The sequence below is a fragment of the Actinomadura sp. K4S16 genome (genome assembly GCF_008327685.1).
Classification (GTDB): Bacteria; Actinomycetota; Actinomycetes; order Streptosporangiales; family Streptosporangiaceae; genus Spirillospora.
Genome location: NZ_BDDE01000030.1, coordinates 15,513 through 33,849 on the forward strand (window position 1 = coordinate 15,513; position 18,337 = coordinate 33,849).

General features: G+C 71.9%; 16 protein-coding genes. 9 read left to right on the forward strand and 7 right to left on the reverse strand.

Features of this window, described 5'->3' with window-relative positions:
• The first annotated feature begins 110 nt into the window (after positions 1-110).
• From K4S16_RS41235 to K4S16_RS41250, 4 genes are all read left to right on the forward strand, one after another.
• Positions 111-2,465, forward strand: coding sequence for an arylsulfatase (locus K4S16_RS41235; RefSeq protein ID WP_149264555.1), 2,355 nt, complete (start codon positions 111-113; stop codon positions 2,463-2,465).
• A gap of 48 nt (positions 2,466-2,513) precedes the next feature.
• Positions 2,514-3,047 (forward strand): co-chaperone YbbN, encoded by a 534-nt coding sequence (locus K4S16_RS41240; protein ID WP_149264556.1) that lies wholly within the window; start codon positions 2,514-2,516, stop codon positions 3,045-3,047.
• A gap of 86 nt (positions 3,048-3,133) precedes the next feature.
• Entirely contained in the window at positions 3,134-3,511 is a 378-nt protein-coding gene (locus tag K4S16_RS41245; RefSeq protein ID WP_160161215.1) for a hypothetical protein, read from the forward strand.
• A 56-nt stretch (positions 3,512-3,567) separates the two neighbouring features.
• Positions 3,568-4,143: a hemerythrin domain-containing protein gene (locus K4S16_RS41250; protein WP_149264558.1), complete on the forward strand. Its 576-nt coding sequence runs from the start codon at positions 3,568-3,570 to the stop codon at positions 4,141-4,143.
• Positions 4,144-4,174: 31 nt separating this feature from the next.
• Here the strand turns inward: K4S16_RS41250 and K4S16_RS41255 are convergent, their stop codons facing one another.
• Entirely contained in the window at positions 4,175-5,188 is a 1,014-nt protein-coding gene (locus K4S16_RS41255; RefSeq protein WP_149264559.1) for a LacI family DNA-binding transcriptional regulator, read from the reverse strand.
• A gap of 76 nt (positions 5,189-5,264) precedes the next feature.
• Between K4S16_RS41255 and add the strand changes: the two genes are divergently transcribed.
• Positions 5,265-6,242, forward strand: a complete 978-nt coding sequence (add, locus tag K4S16_RS41260) for an adenosine deaminase (RefSeq protein ID WP_149264560.1) — start codon at positions 5,265-5,267, stop codon at positions 6,240-6,242.
• 219 nt (positions 6,243-6,461) lie between these two features.
• Complete coding sequence (cmk, locus tag K4S16_RS41265; RefSeq protein WP_160161216.1) at positions 6,462-7,388, forward strand: (d)CMP kinase; 927 nt, start codon at positions 6,462-6,464, stop codon at positions 7,386-7,388.
• A gap of 36 nt (positions 7,389-7,424) precedes the next feature.
• Here cmk and K4S16_RS41270 read toward each other — a convergent pair whose 3' ends face one another.
• Both K4S16_RS41270 and K4S16_RS41275 read right to left on the reverse strand, forming a co-directional pair.
• On the reverse strand, positions 7,425-8,975 hold the full coding sequence (locus K4S16_RS41270; protein WP_235037415.1) for an ATP-binding protein: 1,551 nt from the start codon (positions 8,973-8,975) through the stop codon (positions 7,425-7,427).
• A 63-nt stretch (positions 8,976-9,038) separates the two neighbouring features.
• Positions 9,039-9,338 (reverse strand): hypothetical protein, encoded by a 300-nt coding sequence (locus tag K4S16_RS41275; protein ID WP_149264563.1) that lies wholly within the window; start codon positions 9,336-9,338, stop codon positions 9,039-9,041.
• Between K4S16_RS41275 and fxsT the strand changes: the two genes are divergently transcribed.
• Positions 9,339-11,909 carry an FxSxx-COOH system tetratricopeptide repeat protein gene (fxsT, locus tag K4S16_RS41280; protein ID WP_149264564.1) on the forward strand — a complete coding sequence of 857 codons (2,571 nt, stop codon included), beginning with the start codon at positions 9,339-9,341 and terminating at the stop codon, positions 11,907-11,909.
• Here fxsT and K4S16_RS41285 read toward each other — a convergent pair.
• Positions 11,818-13,011 carry an HEXXH motif-containing putative peptide modification protein gene (locus tag K4S16_RS41285; RefSeq protein ID WP_160161217.1) on the reverse strand — a complete coding sequence of 398 codons (1,194 nt, stop codon included), beginning with the start codon at positions 13,009-13,011 and terminating at the stop codon, positions 11,818-11,820. The two genes, fxsT and K4S16_RS41285, sit on opposite strands and share 92 nt — an antisense overlap.
• A gap of 370 nt (positions 13,012-13,381) precedes the next feature.
• Between K4S16_RS41285 and K4S16_RS41290 the strand changes: the two genes are divergently transcribed.
• Complete coding sequence (locus K4S16_RS41290) at positions 13,382-14,185, forward strand: TIR domain-containing protein (protein WP_353820991.1); 804 nt, start codon at positions 13,382-13,384, stop codon at positions 14,183-14,185.
• A gap of 49 nt (positions 14,186-14,234) precedes the next feature.
• On the opposite strand, the gene K4S16_RS41295 is transcribed toward K4S16_RS41290, so the two are convergent.
• Positions 14,235-14,660, reverse strand: coding sequence for a hypothetical protein (locus K4S16_RS41295; RefSeq protein WP_149264567.1), 426 nt, complete (start codon positions 14,658-14,660; stop codon positions 14,235-14,237).
• 146 nt (positions 14,661-14,806) lie between these two features.
• Positions 14,807-15,742, reverse strand: a complete 936-nt coding sequence (sigJ, locus tag K4S16_RS41300; RefSeq protein ID WP_149264568.1) for an RNA polymerase sigma factor SigJ — start codon at positions 15,740-15,742, stop codon at positions 14,807-14,809.
• A 200-nt stretch (positions 15,743-15,942) separates the two neighbouring features.
• Between sigJ and K4S16_RS41305 the strand changes: the two genes are divergently transcribed.
• Positions 15,943-17,469: an MFS transporter gene (locus K4S16_RS41305; protein ID WP_200842420.1), complete on the forward strand. Its 1,527-nt coding sequence runs from the start codon at positions 15,943-15,945 to the stop codon at positions 17,467-17,469.
• Between the two features lie 115 nt (positions 17,470-17,584).
• Here the strand turns inward: K4S16_RS41305 and K4S16_RS41310 are convergent, their stop codons facing one another.
• Positions 17,585-18,316, reverse strand: a complete 732-nt coding sequence (locus tag K4S16_RS41310; protein ID WP_149264569.1) for a polysaccharide deacetylase family protein — start codon at positions 18,314-18,316, stop codon at positions 17,585-17,587.
• Between the last annotated feature and the right edge of the window lie 21 nt (positions 18,317-18,337).

Here is an 18,337-nt window from a genome sequence, read left to right on the forward strand (position 1 = left end):
GGCACAGGCACACCGGTGAACGCGACCGGCGCCGCCTTTCACGGCGGCACCGGCCGGTACGCATCGGGCCACGCGCGCTGCTGCGCATCGGGCTGCGGGGGAGAGACGTCATGGCGAAGGGCTTCAAGGGCAGGATCGCCCTGGACATCCGCGATTCGGAGCCGGACTGGGAGCCGTTCCTGTCGCCGTGGGCGTCCAAGGGCTCCCCGAACGTCCTGGTGATCGTGTGGGACGACGTCGGGTACGGGACGATGGACTGCTACGGCGGCCCGGTGAAGACGCCGACGATGACCCGGATCGCGAACCTCGGCCTGCGCTACTCCAACTTCCACACCACCGCGCTGTGCTCGCCGAGCAGGGCCTCGCTGCTGAACGGACGCAACGCGACCTCGAACGGGATGGCCACGGTCGCCGAGTTCAGCGCCGGGTTCCCCGGGATCTCCACCCGCATCCCGGTCGAGAACGGGTTCGTCTCCGAAGTCCTCGCCGAGCACGGCTACAACACCTACTGCGTCGGCAAATGGCACCTGACCCCGGGGTGGGAGACCAGCATGGCCGCCTACAAGGGCCGCTGGCCGCTCGGGTGCGGGTTCGAGCGGTTCTACGGCTTCCTCAACGGCGAGTCGAGCTCCTGGTATCCGAGCCTGGTCCACGACAACCACCAGATCGGCACGCCCGGGACGCCCGAGGAGGGCTACCACATCGCCAAGGACCTGTCCGACAAGGCCATCCAGTTCATCCGCGACGCCAAGGCGGTCCAGCCCGACAAGCCGTTCTTCATGTACCTGGCGCTCGACGCCGCCCACGCGCCGCATCACGTGTACAAGGAGTGGGCCGACCGGTACAGGGGCGTGTTCGACGAGGGGTACGAGGCGATCCGGCCCGAGATCCTGCGCCGCCAGAAGCAGATCGGCCTGCTGCCCGAGGACACCGAACTGTCCGCGATCAATCCGCACGGCGAGCCGGAGGCCACGGGACCTGCCGGGCAGCCGTGGCCGCGACTCGACACCGTCCGGCCGTGGGACTCGCTGAGCGAGGGCGAGCGCCGGTTGTTCGTGCGGATGGCCGAGGTCTTCGCCGGCTACGTCTCCTACAGCGACGAGCAGCTCGGCCGGGTGATCGACTTCCTGGAGGCGGCCGGCGAGCTCGACAACACCATCATCGTGGCCGTCTCCGACAACGGCGGAAGCGGCGAGGGCGGACCGGACGGCACCTTCAACGAGTGGCGGTTCTTCAACGGCCTGCCGACCCCCGCGGAGTCGGTTCTCGAGCACATCGACGAACTCGGTACCCCTTCGTCCTACAACCACTACAACACCGGGTGGGCGTGGGCGTTCGACACCCCGTTCCCGTACTGGAAGCGCTGGGCCGGCTACGAGGGCGGCGTCGCGGACATGTGCCTGGTGGCTTGGCCCGCCAGGATCAAGGCCCGGGGCGAGGTGCGCCACCAGTACGTCCACGCCGTGGACGTGACCCCGACGCTCTACGACCTGCTGGGCATCGAACCGCCGGAAGTGCTGAAGGGCCGCCCGCAGAGCCCGATCGAGGGGCAGAGCTTCGCGGCCTCGATCACCGACCCGTCCGCACCGGGCAAGCTCACGCAGTTCTACGCGATGCTGGGGCAGCGGGCGATCTACCACGACGGGTGGCTGGCCTGCACCGTCCACCCGCCGCTGAGCGGCTGGGGCAGGTTCGAGGAGGACGTGTGGGAGATCTACGACCTCACCCGGGACCGCGCCCAGTCCAGGAACCTGGCCGACCGGGAGCCCGAGCGGCTCGAACGGCTCAAGGGCCTGTGGCACTACCACGCCGGCATCTACAACGGCCTTCCGCTGGACGACCGCACCGCACTCGAACAGACCCTGTCCGAGCGCCCGCAGGGCACCCCGGCCCGGGACCGGTACGTCTACTACCCCGACTGCGCGCCGGTGCCGGAGCAGTCCGCCGTCATGACCAACGGCCGGTCGTACACGATCGTCGCCGGGGTCGACGTCCGCTCGGACGAGGTCGAGGGCGTCCTGTTCGTCCATGGCGGCGTCTCCGGCGGGCACAGCCTCTACATCAAGGACGGCCGCCTGACCTACGTCTACAACTGGGTGGGCAGCCGCCTGCAGGTCGTGACGGCCGACCTGGCCATCGAGCCGGGCAGGCACACGTTCACGGCCGAGTTCAGGGCCGAGGGCCGCAGCACCGACCCCGAGATGCCCGGCACCACCGGAGACCTCACCCTCTACGTGAACGAGCAGCGGATGGCCGGCGCCCGCCTCGTCACCCAGCCCAGCTACTTCTGCCCCGTCGGGGACGGGCTCTGCGTGGGCCGCGCCGAGGGCTCACCCGTCACCCCCGACTACCGGCCGCCGTTCCGGTTCACCGGAGGCACCATCGACCGCGTCGTCATCGACGTCTCCGGCGACCGCTTCATCGACCACGAAGCGGAAGTGCGCGGCTGGCTGATGGTCGACTGACTGCGGCCGTTCCAGCGACAATTTCCCCTGTTGCTGGGACAATGGGGTATGTCCGCCGTCAGATTACGTCTGCTCCTGGCCATGCCGCTGCTGGCCGCCGCCTGCGGACCGGCCGGGGGAGCCGACGGGGTCGAGCGCCCCGAGACCGTCGCGACGACCGGACCGGCCCCGGCCTCGCCCACGAAGTCGCCGCGCGCGTACGACCGGAAGGCCGACCCCCGGGCCGAGATCGCGGCCGCGCTCGCGGGGGCCAAGGCGGACGGACGCCCCGTACTCCTCGATTTCGGTGCGGGGTGGTGCGGCGAATGCGCGACGCTGCAGTACTTCTTCCACCTCCAGACCGTGCGGCCTCTTCTCGACCAATATCACCTGGTGAGTGTCGATGTCGGCCGGATCGACCGGCATCTGGACCTGGCCAGGAAGTACGGGGTGGACCTGAAGCGCACCGGGATCCCCGCCCTGGTCGTCCTCTCGCCCGAGGGTGAAGTGCGGACGGCCGGCAACAAGAGCCTCTATCCGGCCTCCGCCGGCGACCGGTTGCTGTCCGAGAACGTCGTCGCATTCCTCCGGCGCTGGAAGTGAGACGGGCCCTCCTGCTCGCCGCCGTACTCCTCACCGGGTGCGGGCCGGCTCAGGAGTCGGCGGCCGCCCGGTTCACGGAGGGGGAGGTGGATGTGACGATCGCCGCCTCGACGCGTGCGGTGGAGGTGACCTTCCGCCCGACCCGGCCCGGTTTCCACATCTACAGCCTCGATCTGCCGTCCGGCGGGCTCGGCGTCCCGACGCGGGTGGGCGTGCGGGCGGGCCTGGAGGCCACCGGCGCACCCCGCGCCGATGAGGCGGTGCGCTGGCTGGATCTGCCGCTCCTGGACACGCGGCTCCCGGTCTACCCGGACGGACCGGTGACGATCTCGCTCCCGGTGCGCCGGACGGGTCCCGCAGCGGAGATCGTCGTCTCGTACGGCGCGTGCAGCCGCAGCGTGTGCCTCCCACCGGTGATCGACCGGGTGACGGCGGTGACGTTCGCGCAGGCCCGAGTGTTTTGATTCCGCAGCGGGGGCAGGTCCTATTCGCCACCACCGTCGACTCTGCGGGGGCGAGAGTGAGCGAGCGATCGGAAGCGGCGGCCCACGACGTCGTCGACCTGCTGCTGCGGCAGCACGCCGAGATCCGGCAGCTGTTCGACCAGGTGGAGGCCGCCGCCGGGCACGAGCGGACCGCCGCCTTCGAGCGGCTGCGCCGGCTGCTGGCCGTCCACGAGACGGCCGAGGAGGAGGTCGTGCATCCCTACGCCCGCCGCCATATCGAGGGCGGCCGGGAGGTGGTCGACGCGCGCCTGGCCGAGGAGAACCAGGCCAAGCAGCTCCTGTCGGACCTCGACTACTTCGGCCCGACCAGTCCCGACTTCCTCCAGCGGCTCGGCGACCTGCGCCTGTCCGTCATGGACCACGCCCGGCACGAGGAGGAAGCGGAGTTCCCGCAGCTCCGCGAACACGCCTCCGAGCACGACCTGCGCAGGATGGCGACCGCCGTCAAGGCCGCCGAGGCCGTGGCGCCCACCCATCCGCACGTCGGGTTCGAGTCCGCCACGGCCAACCTGGTGGCCGGACCGTTCGCGGCCGCCGCCGACCGCGCCCGCGACGCCATCCGCAAGGCCCTCAGCAGGCAGAAGGACTGACGCCCGACGTGCTCGCGCACACACGGCGGCTTCAACCGCGGCGTGGGGGAGTCAGGGGGCAGCCGCAGCTGCGGCGGATGATCAGCGCGGCGCGCAGGGGCCGTGTGGTGGCGCGGTCGTCGAGAAGCAGGCTCACGGCCTGGTGGGCCATCGCCTGGAGGGGCTGCTCGGTCACGGTGAGCGCCGGGGCGGTGTAGGCGGTGTCGGGGGTGCCGTCGAGGCTGACGACGGCGAGATCACCGGGGACGCGCCGTCCGGCGGCATGGGCGGCCGCGAGGACCCCGATGGCCTGCTCGTCGGTGGCGCAGACCAGCGCCGCGGGCAGGGCGCCGTCGCCGATCAAGCGCTGGACGAGGGCGGCCGCCGCGGCGCGGGTGTACTCCGACCGCAGAAGGGGGGCGTCGGTGCCCGCTCCGGCGCGTTCCCAGGCGGCGCGGCGCTCGCCGACCGGCCCGGCGTCGTCCGGCCCGGCGAGGAAGGCGATCTCGGTATGCCCGTGGGACCGGAGGTGCTCGACGGCCTCGTGCACGGCGGCGGTGTTGTCGGCGTGCACCACGGGGGCCTGCGGCTCCTGCGGCCCGTGGTGGACGTAGACGGCGCGGACCCCCGCGCGCCGGGCATGGACGGCGGCGTCGGGCCCGCCGTCGGCGGAGACGATGACGAGCCCGTCGACCTGTGCCGCGAGGAACCGGTCGACCAGATGCTCCTGGCGCTCCGGCGAGTAGCCCGCGTTCCCGGTCAGGGAGAGCTTCTCCCGTTGCCCTAGAAGGTGCTCGATGTGCCGCCCCAGCGCGGCGAAGTACGGGTTGGAGGCGTCGGCCAGCACCAGGCCGACCACGCCGCTCGTGCGGGAGCGCAGGGCCCGGGCGATGCGGTTGGGCCGGTACTCCAGATCGGCGGCGGCGGCCAGCACCCGCTCCCGGGTGGCGGGCGCGACCGGCCGGGGCCCGTCGTTCAGCACGTAGCTGACGACCGCCGTCGAGGTTCCGGCCGCGCGGGCCACGTCCGCCAGCGTCGCCGGCCTGCCTGCTGCTCGCTTCGTCATGACGCCTTGCATTCTGCCTGTCTAAACGTTTAGATACTCACTCCCGCCTCCTCCACCCGGTGATCTGGACCTCGCGATGAGCACTCATGCAGCGCCGCTACCGCGCTACGAACTCCACTGCCACCTTGACGGCTCCGTCCGCCCGTCCACCGTCGCCGACCTCGCCCGCCGGCAGGGCGTCGAACTGGACCGGCCCGTCGACGACCTCGTCATCGCCCCCGCCCACTGCCGCACCCTGACCGCCTACCTCGCCTACATCGACACCCCACTCCAAGTGCTCCAGACGCCCGAGGCTCTCACCCGCGCCGCCCGTGAACTCGTCGAGGACTGGCTCGACGACGGTGTCGTGTACGGCGAGGTCCGCTTCGCGCCGCAGCTGCACCACCGCCGCGGGATGACCCTCGACGACGCGGTCCGCGCGGTCGCCGAGGGCCTTGCCCAAGGACGCGCCGCCACCGGCGTAGGGACGGGCCTGCTGCTGTGCTGCCTGCGCCACCAGACTCCGGACGAAAGCCTCGCCGTGGCCGAGACCGCCGTGCGCCACCGCGGCCTGGTCGCCGGTCTCGATCTCGCCGGGGACGAGACCCTCTACCCCGCCCGCTCCCACAAGGCCGCCTTCGAACTGGCCCACGCCGCCGGCCTGCCCTGCACCGTCCACGCCGGTGAGGCCGCAGGGCCGGAGAGCATGTGGGAGGCCATCGACGTCCTCGGCGCCCACCGCATCGGCCACGGGGTCCGATGCACCGCCGACACCGCACTCCGCGACCGCCTGCGCACCGACGGGATCGCCCTGGAGATGTGCCCCACCAGCAACGTCCAGACAGGCGCCGTACCGAGTCTCCACGCCCACCCCGCGGCCCCCCTGCTGGCCGAAGGCGTGCCGGTCACCATCAGCACCGACTGCCGCACCACCTCCGCCACCACCCTCCAGCACGAGTTCGACGCCCTCCGCAGAACGGCCCGCTGGACCGCCACCGAAGAATCCCGAACCCAATCCACCGCCGCCCAAGCCGCATTCACCCGCGACGGCGCCTCGAGCGAACGTGCTCGATAAAGGCGCATCACCGCTTGCGGGCACCCTTACGCGCCGGTGCGAAGACCGTGCACGTCGGAGAGGCCGACCCCATCGGTCGGAAAAGCCGGGACGGCGTCCATTGTCCTGGCTATCATGAGGGGGCGTAATCTTTGAGATATGCGGCACTACGTCGCTATGGCTCCGTGTGTCGCGACTTTCCCGCCGCTATCGACGGTATTGCTTGCGGGGGCAGAAATGATGGACGCGCCGAGGTCGATCACCATCAACGGAGATCTGGGCAGCGGTAAGAGCACCGTCGCCCGAATTCTGGCCGAGCGCCTCGGGCTGCCCACCGTCACCATGGGCGACGTCCACCGCCGGATGGCGGCCCAGCGCGGAATGACGTCCCTGCAGTTCAACCGGCAGTCGGAACGGGACCCGTCGATCGACGACCATGTGGACCGGATCCAGCGGGAGATGGCCGCCTCCGCCGAACCGGTGATCGTCGACAGCCGGTTGGGGTGGCATTTCTTCACGGACGCGTTCAAAGCGCATTTCATCGTCGATCCGAAGGTGGCCGCCCGCCGGGTGATGGGGCGGGGCGCGGGAGCCGTCGAGCGGTACGCCTCCGAGGCCGAGGCCCGGCGGCACCTCGAAGAGCGCAGTGAGAGCGAGCGGCAGCGCTTCCTGCGGCGCTACCACGTCGACAAGGCCCGCCTCCGGAACTACGACCTGGTTCTCGACACGACGGAGATCAGCCCCGAGCGGGCCGCTGACATCGTGGTGGACGCGCTGTCGAGGCAGGAGGGCGGCGGGCCGGCGCTGCTGCTGCATCCGGCCAGGCTCTATCCGACGGAACGGCACCCCGACCGCCCCGACGCGTACCTAGACCTCCCGGCGCACTCCGCCCCGGACGCGTCGGAGATCGGTGTCGGCCGCTCCGGCACCCGGTTCTTCGTCGTGCGCGGCCATCGGCATGTCGCGGCGGCCCTGGCCGGCCGGCGCCCCTTCGTCCGGGCCGAACTGGTGGCGGAAGACGGCGAGGAGCTCCCCGAGGGAACGACGGCGGAACGCTTCTTCGAGAGCCGGACCGGGCTCGAGGAGATCAGAAGCTGGCGGCGGGCCTATGCGATCGATCTGGCGTTGCCGCGCCATCTGCCCCCCGGCGCCCGCGCCCCCTGGTGACCGCCGGGGGCGCCCGCCGACCGCGGCGGCTTCCCTTCACACGGAGTGGCGCGCCGCCCAGCCGCCGCTCATGCGGGCGAAGGCCCGGTGCAGTTCCCGGCTGACGAGCCCGTCGCCCGGCAGCCGGGCCGAGGCCCAGGACAGCGACTGGATGGCCTCACCGGTCTCGCCGCGAGCCATCTGGATCCTGCCGACCGATGCCAGCAGGGCGCCGACGAGGGTTCCGGCCCGGTGCGCCTCGGCCAGGACCGCCGCTTCCGCGTAGAAGTGCTCTGCTTCGGCCGGATCACCGGCCTCGTAGGCGGCGTCGCCGAGCAGGATCCGGGCCTGGAGGCCCTGTCCCATGCCTTCGGCCAGGTCGAGCGCGGTCAGGGCGGCCCGCCGGGCCAGGCGGGTGTCGCACCGGTCGAGCGCGTGGGCCGCCGCGGCCACCCAATCCCCGGCTCGGAAGGAGGGGCTCGGCAAGGACGGCGCCCGCCGGCTCAATGCGTCGATCGGCTCGGCCAGGCGCGGCGAGGCGGTGGTGAAGAGCCCGTTCCGGGCGGGGAGCAGGACGTGCCTGTCCGTCAGTACATCCGCGACGTCCTGGGGGAGCGGGGGCGTGGTGGGCTCACGGCCCAGCGATGCCAACCGCTCCGCGATCGTCTGGGGGTCATCGGACGTGAGGGCGGCGGCCCAGGCGATGTCCTTCCAGATGCCCTCCGCGATCCAGTCGCTGACCAGGCTCCTGGTGATGCGCTCCGGTCCGAGGAACGGGGCCTCCGGCCAGGCGCGCCACAGGCCTGCCGCCACATGCTGGAGAACGGGCGGATGGACCACCCCGGCACCGTCCGAGGCGGGCTCCCCCTCTTCGGCGTGCTCTCCGGTCTCGGGCGCCGGGCCGAGGGCCCGGGCGAGCGCGCCGACGGCGGCGCGTGACAGCGATCTCCGTCGCCCGGCGGACTCCAGCGCCGCACCGACCGCGCCCGCGGCACGGGGCGCCGGCAGGCCGGTCAGCTCGAACTCCGCCGTCCCGGCGAAGGCGAACGCCTCGGCGATCTCGTTCTCATGACCGGACCGGACGCTGAAGAGCACGTGCAGCGAGGGATGGCGCCGGACCGTCTCCCGTAAATCGTCCAGCAGCGCGCGGTGGCCGTCCTGATCGCAGCCGCCGAACAGCCGCTCCGCCTGGTCGACGGCGAGGAGGACCGGGCCGGGGCGGTAGGCGAGTTCGTCGAGGTACCGGCCGACGGTGGTGTCGGCCACCGCGGTCGGCGGCATCTCCGGCAGCCAGCCGCGGAGCAGCGAGTAGGCGGGCCGCCCGCTCTCCGGCAGCGCACCGCTGGGGTGGTCCGCGTGGCGGGCCAGGCGCCCGGGAGGCAGCACGTCGTGGGCCGTCTCACGCAGTAGGGGATAGGCCCCGGCCTCCAGGAGCGACGTCTTGCCGGTGCCCGGGGCGCCGTGGAGGACCGTGACCCGGGACGTGCCCCAGAGGGCGGCCAGGCTCCGGGTCTCCTCGCTCCTCCCGTGGAAGAAGGCGGCCTCGTCAGGGCGGTAAGGGCGCGATCCGGGAAATGGCGGCTCCCGCCCCGGCGGGGATTCTCCCATACCGGTCACGACGGGGGGTCCTGTACCGGGGTGCCTGATCGGCAAGTCCGCTCTGCTCCGCCTCTAGATCTCATCACCATCCCACTCGCCGGTGGAACCGCCGAACAGCGGGTCGGGGACCCGTTCCCGTTGGCGCATGAGCCAGCCGAGCGACCTTTCGAGCTCCGATTCCGGAACATTGATCACCTCGGACAGATCGATATCCGTCAGATCAAAGATCTGACTCTCGAAACGTCGTGGTCGCGTCACCTTGGCCCCGTTCGGTCCGGCCCCTTCATCATGCACCAAAAGCGCGCGGTCCGGGAGCCCGATGGCCTCTTCTTGCCTAGAATGAGCAATATTGTCGACCTCCGGGGAGGACAAATGGCGACAGCCGAGTACGAAGGCCCCCAGATCTGGGGAGAGGTCCCCCGGCGCAACCGGTCCTTCACCGGCCGGGCGGACCTGCTCGCTCGCCTGTCGGCCGAATCCGGCCATGTGACCCTCGTCGTCCCCGATGAGGAGCCTTCGAGGGCGGTGGCGGGCGGAGCGACGGCCCTGCACGGCTTCGGCGGGGTGGGCAAGACGCAGTTGGCCGTCGAGTACGCGCACCGCCACCGGGAGCGGTTCGATCTCGTCTGGTGGATCAAGGCGGAGCAGCCCGCGCTGATCGCCGCCGCCCTGGCCGCGCTCGCCCCGCGACTCGGCCTGGAACCGGTCCCCGTCCCTTCCCCCACCGACTCCGTTCCGCCGGGCGGGCTGGTCGAGAACACGGCGCGCCAGGTCCTGGACGCGCTGAACTCCGGGAACCCGGTGTCCCGCTGGCTGCTGGTGTACGACAACGCCGTGGACCCCGAGGCCACCCTCGCCTGGACCCCGGACGGACCCGGCCAAGTGATCATCACTTCGCAGAACCTCGACTGGACGCCGGACGTCCGCTCCCTCGGGGTCCAGGTCTTCGATCCCTCGGAGAGCATCGAATTCCTGAGCAAGAGAATGCCGGACGTGGGGCCGGAAGAGGCCGAGCGCCTGGCGGCCGCGCTCGGCCATCTGCCGATCCTGCTCGAGCACGCCAGCGGGTGGAACCGTGCGACCGGCCTGTCCGTGGACGAATACCTCGACCTCTTCAACGCGAGGATGGGCGAACTGCTCCTGCAGGGCACTCCGCAGAAGGAGGCCCGGATCAACGCCTCCTGGTTCCTGGCGCTGAGCCGGCTCACCCCCGACGCCCAGCAGATCGCCAAGCTCATCGCGCATTTCGGCCCCGACCCGATATCGAGGGCGATCCTGATGGGCGGTGCGGACGCGCTGGACAGCCCGCTGAAGGAGATCCTGGCGGACCCGATGAGGTTCAACCGCGCGATACGGGACCTCAACCGGTTCTCCCTGCTCCCGGTGAACCCCATGGACCGGACTTTCGAGATGCACCGGGTGCTCCAGCACTGGATCCGGGAGACCGTCCCCCCGCAGGAGAGCCGGCGCCTGACCGAGCAGGTCCATCTCCTGCTGGCGGAGGCCGACCCGAAGAATCCCGACAACAGCGCCCTCTGGCCGTCCTACCGGCACCTGATCCCGCACATCGGGCCCACGAGGGCGGCACGGAGCACGGACCCGCGCGTCCGCTACCTGATGCGCAGCATCATCCGCTACCTGTACGAGTCGGGGCGGGCGCCGGAGGCCATCGGCCTCGCCGAGGAGTGCTACGAGCACTGGCGCGCGGCGTCCGGCCCCGGGTCGCTCGACCTGCTGGCCGTCCGGCGGCACCTGGCGTTCGCCCTGCGCGCCTTCGGCCGGTTCGCGGACGCGTCCGCGCTGAACCGGACGGTGCTGGAGGAGGCTGAGGCGCTGCCCGAGCCCTCTGACCCGGAGGAGAGGCTGCGCCTGCAGGACGAGATGTACCGGCTGGCGAACAGCCACACCATCGATCTGCGGGCGGAGGGCGACTTCGAGGGCGCCCTCTCCCTTTCCGAGCAGTCCGTCGACAGGCATCTGCTGGCCTTCGGCCCCGAAGATCCGCGGACGCTGCGCGCGCAGAACAATCTCGGCCTCGACCTCATCCTCAGTAGCCGGTACGCGGATGCCGGGGCCCTGCTGGAGCAGGTGTACACCCGCATGCGCGCACGCGAGGGCGACGGCAACGCGATGGTGCGCATCGTGCGCAACAACCAGATCAGGGCCATCCGGCTGAGCGGGGACTTCGAGAGGGCGCTGTTCATGGGGGAGGAGTTGCGCTCGATCGACGAGAGGGACCTGGGGCCCGACCATCCGATCACCCTGCGCTGCGCGAAGGACCTCGGGATCGCCATCCGGTTGACGGAGGGCGGCACGGCGGGCGCCGTGGACTTCGCTGCCGAGATCCTCGAGCGGACCTGCCGGGCGCAGGGCGAGCACCACCCCGACACGCTCGCGGCGATGCTGCTCAGCGCCAACTGCCTGCGGGAGGCGGAGCGGCTGGAGGAGGCCCTGGAACTCACGAGGACGGCGTACGAGGCCTACCCTCGCGTCTACACGGACGATCACCCCTACACCCATGCCGCGGGCTGCAACCTCGGCATTCTGCTGCGCCTCACCGGGGACGCCGGCAAGGCCCTGGAGCTCAACAAGGCCTCGGTGGACGCGCTCACCGCCAAGCTCGGCGAGACGCACCACCTCACCTTGATCAGTGCCCTCGGAAAGGCCGCGGCCCTCGCCGCGGCCGGCCGTCCGGCCGAGGCGGCCGACCTCGGCGGCCGGACGTGCACGCTCATCACCGGCCAGCTCGGCGCCGACCATCCGATGCGGGCCGTCGCGCAGATCAATCTCGCGCTCGACGAGGCGGCGGCCTCGGCCGACGGCGCGGAGGCGGGCGAGGTCGGCGAGCGGCTCAGCGAGCGTGTCGGCAGGGACAGCCCGTGGGTGCGGTCGATGGGGTTGGGCCGGCGCATCGAGTATGACTTCGATCCTGTCCCGCTGTGACCCACCTGATCTCGGCCGCGGCGGCGGCGACGCCGCCGACGAAGCGGTGCCCGAGCGCGGTCAGCGCCCCGCTGGCCTGGAGGACCCCGGCGGTCTCGGCCACCGCCGACGCCACCCGCTGCGCGCGGACCCGCGCACTCGCGCAGCCCGTGACCTCGAAGCGGCGCCGCCAGAACCCGGCGACCCCGAGGTGGGCGTAGGCGCCCTGGAGGAGGCCGCCCAGAGGCCGCGGATCGCTTCTCCAGCGGGTGCGGTAGAGGCGGTGCGCGTCGTCCCGCACGAGTTCCACCAGGTCCAGCAGGACGGCGAGCTTCGCGTGCTGGGTCTCGTGCACCAGCGTCTCGGCGAGGTGCAGGGGGCTCGCCGGCGGGCCGGCGGCGAGCGCTCCGAAGGCCGTCCGTGACGTCGCGTTCCTGCGTGCGGCCAGGGGAGTGAGCACGGTCATGATGTGCCGCGTCTCGGCGGCGTGCCCGGAGTGGTCGCGGGCGAGGATCGTCCATGCCCGGCCGATGGTCCCCGTCCAGGCCGCCGCGGCTTGCGGATCGAGGCGTCCCCCTGCCTGCTCGGGGAAGCGATACGGGTCCAGATCGTCCACCAGGAGGCACAGACCGCCCGGAAAGGGGCGGATCCGGCGGAGCCCCCACCACGCCCTCCCGTCCATGCTGGGGTCGCTCGGCACCGGGACGCCCGCTATCTCGCAGCGCGAACCGCGGACGACCGCCGTGCACCAGTCGCCCTCCACCCTGGCCATGCCCACGGAAGGGATCATGACCAGGCCGCACCTGGCGCGCAGGCGTGCGCGGTGGTCTGTTCCGGTCCGGATCGCCGCGGCGACGGCGACGGCGTGGAGGGCGTCGGGCGCCGCGGGGGAGTCGGGACCTCCGGCCAGCCCCACGGCCGCCCGCGCCCACGCGCCCACCGCCGGATAGCGGAGGATTTCGCGGACCGCTGCGGCGTCGCGGGCGTACATTTCCGCGAGGTCCGCGAAGGCGGCCGAGGCGTTCGGATGCCCGGCGATCTTTCGGAGCAGCATCACATTGATGCCGTAGGACGCCTTGACGACGAAAGCCGTGACTTCGTCGTCGGGTACTCCCGAAGCCATGACATCGAACAAATGTTCGTCTATGGAGAGCCGCTGCAGGACACTCATGCCGCCTCCCGCCGTTTCACATCCCACGGTTATTTTCCCCACCGGTGCCGGTGGGCAGTGCGTCATCCGGCATAGAGGGGCGGTCGGGATTCTCCCTTCCGCGCCTTCATGAGCGGCGGCCACACCCGGACACAACGCCCCTGCCGCTCGGTGCGAGTCGCAGAATCCACATAACATGGACGGGAAACACCGCCGATATGCGCGTGCCGAATTATCCGATCAACATCGCCCGTATTCGTGAGTCAGGGAGGCGGCCGTCCTGAACGCGCTCATCGTCTGCTCCGCGGGAGACCTCGCGACCGCGGGGCGCGTCGCCTCCAGGCTGCGGGCCCGCGGCATCAAGGTCTGGCCGACGGGCCGCGGCGCGGACGAGGGATGGCCGCCGCCCACGGACGAGCAGCTCCGGCTGGCCGACGCGGTGGTGGTCCTCCTCTCGCCGGCCGGCAGCACCTCGGCGGAGGTGCACTCCAGCTGGACGGCGGCGATGGGCAGCAACCGGAGGGTCATCCCCGTGCTCATCGACGGCGCGGAGCACGCCGACCTGGCCCCTGCGCTCCGGGCGACGGGCACCATCACGCTCGGCGCGGACGAGGAGCACGGGATGGACGAACTCGTCAGGTCCATCCGCGCGGCCGCCCGGTCCGCCGACCCGCGGCCGGCCGCGGTGGCCGCCTCGGGCGCGCCCGGCCGGGAGCCGGACCCCGTCCCCGGCGCCGGGGCACCGCCCAACCGCGACGTCTTCATCGTGATCAGTTTCGACGAGGCCATGAAGCCGACGATCGAGGCGATCAAGCGCGCGGCGAAGAAGGCGGGGCTGTCGGCCAGGCCGATCAGCGACGACGACGCCGACTACGTCATCAGCGAGCGGATCCTCGAAAAGATCGACAAGGCGCTGTTCGTCGTCGCCGACCTGACCATGGAGAGGCCCAACGTCTACTTCGAGCTCGGCTACGCCCGGGGGAAGGGGAAGACGGTGGTCACCCTCCTCAAGGAGGGAAGCAAGGCGCATGTCGATGTGAGGGGCTGGACCTACATCCCCTACGCCGACTCGCGGCCGCTCGAGAAGCGGCTCGTCAAGCGCTTCAAGGAGGAACTGGAGCGGCTGGAGTCAGGCGACGAGGCGTGACCCGCGCCGCACGCGGGCCAGAGACGCGGAGCGACCCCTGGAACGGTGGTCACCGCCCCAGCGTGACGAGGGAAACGATCACTGAGACGAGCGCCAGGACCCCGTAGAACCCGAGGATGGTCCTGGACGTCAGAACGGGTCGCCACCCCGTGTCCCCGATGTAGGGCGTCGTGTCCATCGAGAACGGCTCGACAGGGGCGCCGGGGTCGCGGACGTCGTCGTAAAGCCTGCGGAACAGGCGTTCCTGGCGGAGGAAGTAGGAGTCGAGGAGCCAGAAGCCGGCGGCCGGGACGAGAGCGGTCAGCGCCACCTGCCATTTCAGCGTGCTGATGGAAACTCCGAGGAATGCGGAGACGACCGTCAGCGTCCATCCCTTGATGAGGAACGACCCGTTTCCCAGCCGGGTCACAACGGCCTGGATGAACTCCAGATGCTTGATCCGCTCGTTGCTGAACGTGCCCTCCGGCTCGGCCATGCCTTCTTCCTTCGCCAGTGCCCCGGGACGACCCGCCTCGACACCGGGGGCGCAAGCATATTGACCGAGGGAATGTCTGGTAAAGGAGCGCTGGTAGACGTCCTGGCGGAGAGGAGTGATCAGGCCCCGACCGGGGCGGGCACGGCTCAAAGGGCGGTCCAGGGGCGGAGTTTGTTGGGGTTTCGTATTGCCCAGATGCGGGTGATGCGGTCGTCGGCGATGTCGAAGGCGTAGACGGTCACGGTGCGGCCGTGCTGCTGGGCGATCAGGCCGGGCTGGCCGTTGACGGTGCGCTCCAGGAGCGTCACGCCGGGCACCCGGCGGGCGATCTCGACGCACCGGTGCGCGATCAGCTCGCCGCCCTCGAGCGGGCGGAGCGCGGTCTTGACCACGCCGCCGCCGTCGGCGGTGAGGACGGCGGCCGGGTCGAGGAGGCCGATGAGGGCGTCGACGTCGCCGGCCTCCATCGCCTGCCGGAAGCCCCGCACGACGGTGGCGCGGCGGGCCGCCGGGGTCGCGGGCGGCCCGGAGGCGCGTATGCGGCGGCGGGCCGAGGAGGCCAGTTCGCGGCACGCGGCCGGGGTGCGGCCGGTGATCTCGGCGATCTCGGCGAAGGGGTAGCGGAAGACGTCGTGCAGGACGAGCGCGACGCGCTCGGCCGGGGTCATCGATTCGAGTACGACGAGGAAGGCCATGCTGACCGACTCGTCGAGGGTGACCCGGTCGGCCGGATCGGGCGGGGCCGCGCCCGGCCGGCCGCTGATCCAGTGCCCCGCTTCGGGCACCGGCTCGGGGATCCACTCGCCCACGTAGCGCTCCCGCCTCGCGCGCGCCGAGCCGAGCACGTCCAGGCAGATGCGGCTCGCGACCTTCGACAGCCAGGCGCCGGGGGAGGCGATGGCCTCCTGCCGGGCGGGGGACAGGGCGTACCAGCGGGCGTAGGTCTCCTGCACGACGTCCTCGGCGTCGGCCAGGGAGCCGAGGAGCCGGTAGGCCAGACCGGTCAGCCGGCGCCGCTCACTGATGATCGCGCTCAGGCCCGCGTCGGGGCGGTCGTGTGGTGCTTCCGCGTGCTCGGTCATGGTCCGGTGGCTCCCTGGGTCGGATGTGCCCTCACCACTCCGACGAGATATCGCCCCGAATCGTCAGGCCGCCTGACATTTCGGGAGGTCGTGTCGTCGGGCTTCTGAGACGGACCCGCCGTCGCGGCGGCGGGGAACCCGGCGACGTCGTCACCCGGCGTGGCGACCCTCGAGCCGGTCGACGTGACAAGGAGATGATTGTGGCAACACGCAGTGCGGCCCCGGCGGCCGGGGCCGCGGACGAGCCGGCGGCCCGGGATCCGAGGCGGTGGCCGATCCTCGCCGTCATCGCCGTGGCGCAGCTCATGGTCGTCCTCGACCTGACCGTGATGAACCTCGCGCTGCCGTCGGCGCAGCGCGCGCTGGACTTCTCGGCCGCCGACAGGCAGTGGGTGGTGACGGCGTACGCGCTGTCGTTCGGGAGCCTGCTGCTGTTCTGCGGGCGGCTGGCCGACCTGGTCGGACGCAAGGCGACCTTCCTCACCGGGCTCGTCGGCTTCGCGGCCGCCTCCGCCGCCGGCGGCGCGGCGGCGGACTTCTCGATGCTGGTGGCGGCGCGGGCCTGCCAGGGGGTCTTCGGGGCCCTGCTGGCCCCGTCCGCCCTGTCGCTGCTGGCCACGACGTTCAGGGACCCGAAGGAGCGGGCGCGGGCGTTCGGCGTCTACGGCGCGGTCGCGGCCGCGGGCGGGGGCCTCGGGCTGCTGCTCGGCGGCGCGCTGACCTCCTACCTGTCCTGGCGGTGGTGCATGTACGTCAACCTGGTGTTCGCCGCGGTCGCGATCACCGGGGGCGTGCTGCTGGTGGGCAGGCAGGAGCGGACGCCGGGCGGCCGGCTGGACGTCCCGGGCGTGGCGGCGGTGTCCGGCGGGATGCTCTGCCTGGTCTACGGGCTCTCCAACGCGGCGTCGCACGGCTGGCGCACGCCCTCGACCTGGGGGTTCCTCGTGGCCGGCGCGGCGCTGCTGGGCGTGTTCGCCGGTTGGCAGGGGCGCAGCGCGCACCCCTTGCTGCCGCCCCGCATCGTGCTCGACCGCGTCCGCGCCGGCGCCTACCTCACCATCCTGATCAGCGGGGCGGCGACGTTCGGCGTCTTCCTGTTCCTGGTCTACTACATGCAGGTCTCCCTGGGGTTCTCGGCCGTCAGGTCGGGCCTGGCCATGCTGCCCATGGTGCTTCTCAGCGGCACCTCGGCCGCCCTGGGGAACACCAGGCTGATGCCGCGGTTCGGCCCCAGGCCGATGGTCGTCGCCGGCATGCTCCTCAGCGCGGCCGGAATGGTCTGGCTGACGAGGATCGGCGCGGACTCGGGCTACGCGTCCGCGCTGCTCGGCCCGCTCATGGTGATCGGCGCCGGGATGGGCCTGATCTTCGGCATGGCGGCCGCCAGCGGGACCTTCGGCGTGGCGCCGCGCGACGCGGGGGTGGCCTCGGCGAGCATCAACACCGGGCAGCAGCTCGGCGGCTCGATCGGCACCGCGCTGCTCAACTCCGTCGCGGCGAGCGCCACCACCGGCTACCTGGCCGACCATCTGCACGGACGGCCGACGCCGCAGGTGCTCCAGCTCGCGGCGATCCACGGCTACACCACGGTGTTCTGGTGGTGTGCCGGCATCTTCGCGGTCGGCGCCGTCGTCTGCGGCACGCTCCTTCCGCGCGGCCCCCTGGCCCGTCCGAAGGAGACCCTTGTCCGTGCGCCTTCCCCTGAGGCCGCTTCAGCGCGGCAGTGAGGCATGTCGCCGGTCCGGTGCCGCATCGTCGGCGCCGGACCGCCCTGGGCTCCGGCCGCACGGCCCCTGAACTGGGACGATCGGAGCGTCGGCGGCATGGAGCGACATCGGCTGGTTAAGAGTGATCAGGTGACGCCCTTGACGAGTGGACCTCGTGATCGCGCAGCGGGCCGACGGCCAGGCCGGTGGCGCGACAGGTCGCCACCACGTCCGGGAGGGCGCCGAGGGACGCTCTCCAGGCGCCCGGCGCCGAGGTGGCGTCGCTGTCGTGCAGCAGGAGCGTCGCGCCGCCGACCAGGCCCGGCGAAAGAGCGGCGAGCACGGAACGGGGCGTCGCGGAGGCCGTCCAGTCCTTGCCCCAAGCCGTCCACAGGACGGGCCGGAGTCCGGCGCGGCGGGCTGCGACGAGAGCCTCGGCACTGAGGGCGCCGTACGGGGGGCGGTACCAGGCGGGGGAGACGCCGCAGACGTCCTCGATGAGGCGGACGGTGCGGTGAATCCCGGCGGCGACACGGCCGGGGCGGGTCCCGAGGGGGTTGTCGTGGTGCCATCCGTGGACGGCGATCTCGTGTCCCTCGGCGACGATGCGCAGCCCGAGGGCAGGGCTGCGCTGGAGCATCGTGCCGAGGACGAAGAAGGTCGCGTTGCAGCCGAGACGGGCCAGCTCGTCCAGGAAGAGGGGCGTGGAGCGGGCATCGGGCCCGTCGTCGAGGGTGAGCGCGACATGGCGGGCGCCGCCGCGGCCGGCGAGGCGGGGCGTCAGGCGGCGGACCGGAGGAAGCCAGGTCGCGGCGGGCAGGGCGTGCGCCAGGAGGGCCGCGGCGAGTCCCCTGGTCAGGTGCGACATGGGACCAGTCTCACAGGGGGA

Coding starts and splice junctions, on each gene's coding strand:
- K4S16_RS41235 (WP_149264555.1), top strand. CDS start 111: ATGGCGAAGGGCTTCAAGGGCAGGATCGCCCTGGACATCCGCGATTCG.
- add (WP_149264560.1), top strand. CDS start 5,265: ATGAGCACTCATGCAGCGCCGCTACCGCGCTACGAACTCCACTGCCAC.
- K4S16_RS41295 (WP_149264567.1), bottom strand. CDS start 14,660: ATGGCCGAGCCGGAGGGCACGTTCAGCAACGAGCGGATCAAGCATCTG.
- sigJ (WP_149264568.1), bottom strand. CDS start 15,742: ATGACCGAGCACGCGGAAGCACCACACGACCGCCCCGACGCGGGCCTG.
- K4S16_RS41270 (WP_235037415.1), bottom strand. CDS start 8,975: ATGGGAGAATCCCCGCCGGGGCGGGAGCCGCCATTTCCCGGATCGCGC.
- K4S16_RS41285 (WP_160161217.1), bottom strand. CDS start 13,011: ATGGCTTCGGGAGTACCCGACGACGAAGTCACGGCTTTCGTCGTCAAG.
- K4S16_RS41240 (WP_149264556.1), top strand. CDS start 2,514: ATGTCCGCCGTCAGATTACGTCTGCTCCTGGCCATGCCGCTGCTGGCC.
- K4S16_RS41255 (WP_149264559.1), bottom strand. CDS start 5,188: ATGACGAAGCGAGCAGCAGGCAGGCCGGCGACGCTGGCGGACGTGGCC.
- cmk (WP_160161216.1), top strand. CDS start 6,462: ATGGACGCGCCGAGGTCGATCACCATCAACGGAGATCTGGGCAGCGGT.
- K4S16_RS41310 (WP_149264569.1), bottom strand. CDS start 18,316: ATGTCGCACCTGACCAGGGGACTCGCCGCGGCCCTCCTGGCGCACGCC.
- fxsT (WP_149264564.1), top strand. CDS start 9,339: ATGGCGACAGCCGAGTACGAAGGCCCCCAGATCTGGGGAGAGGTCCCC.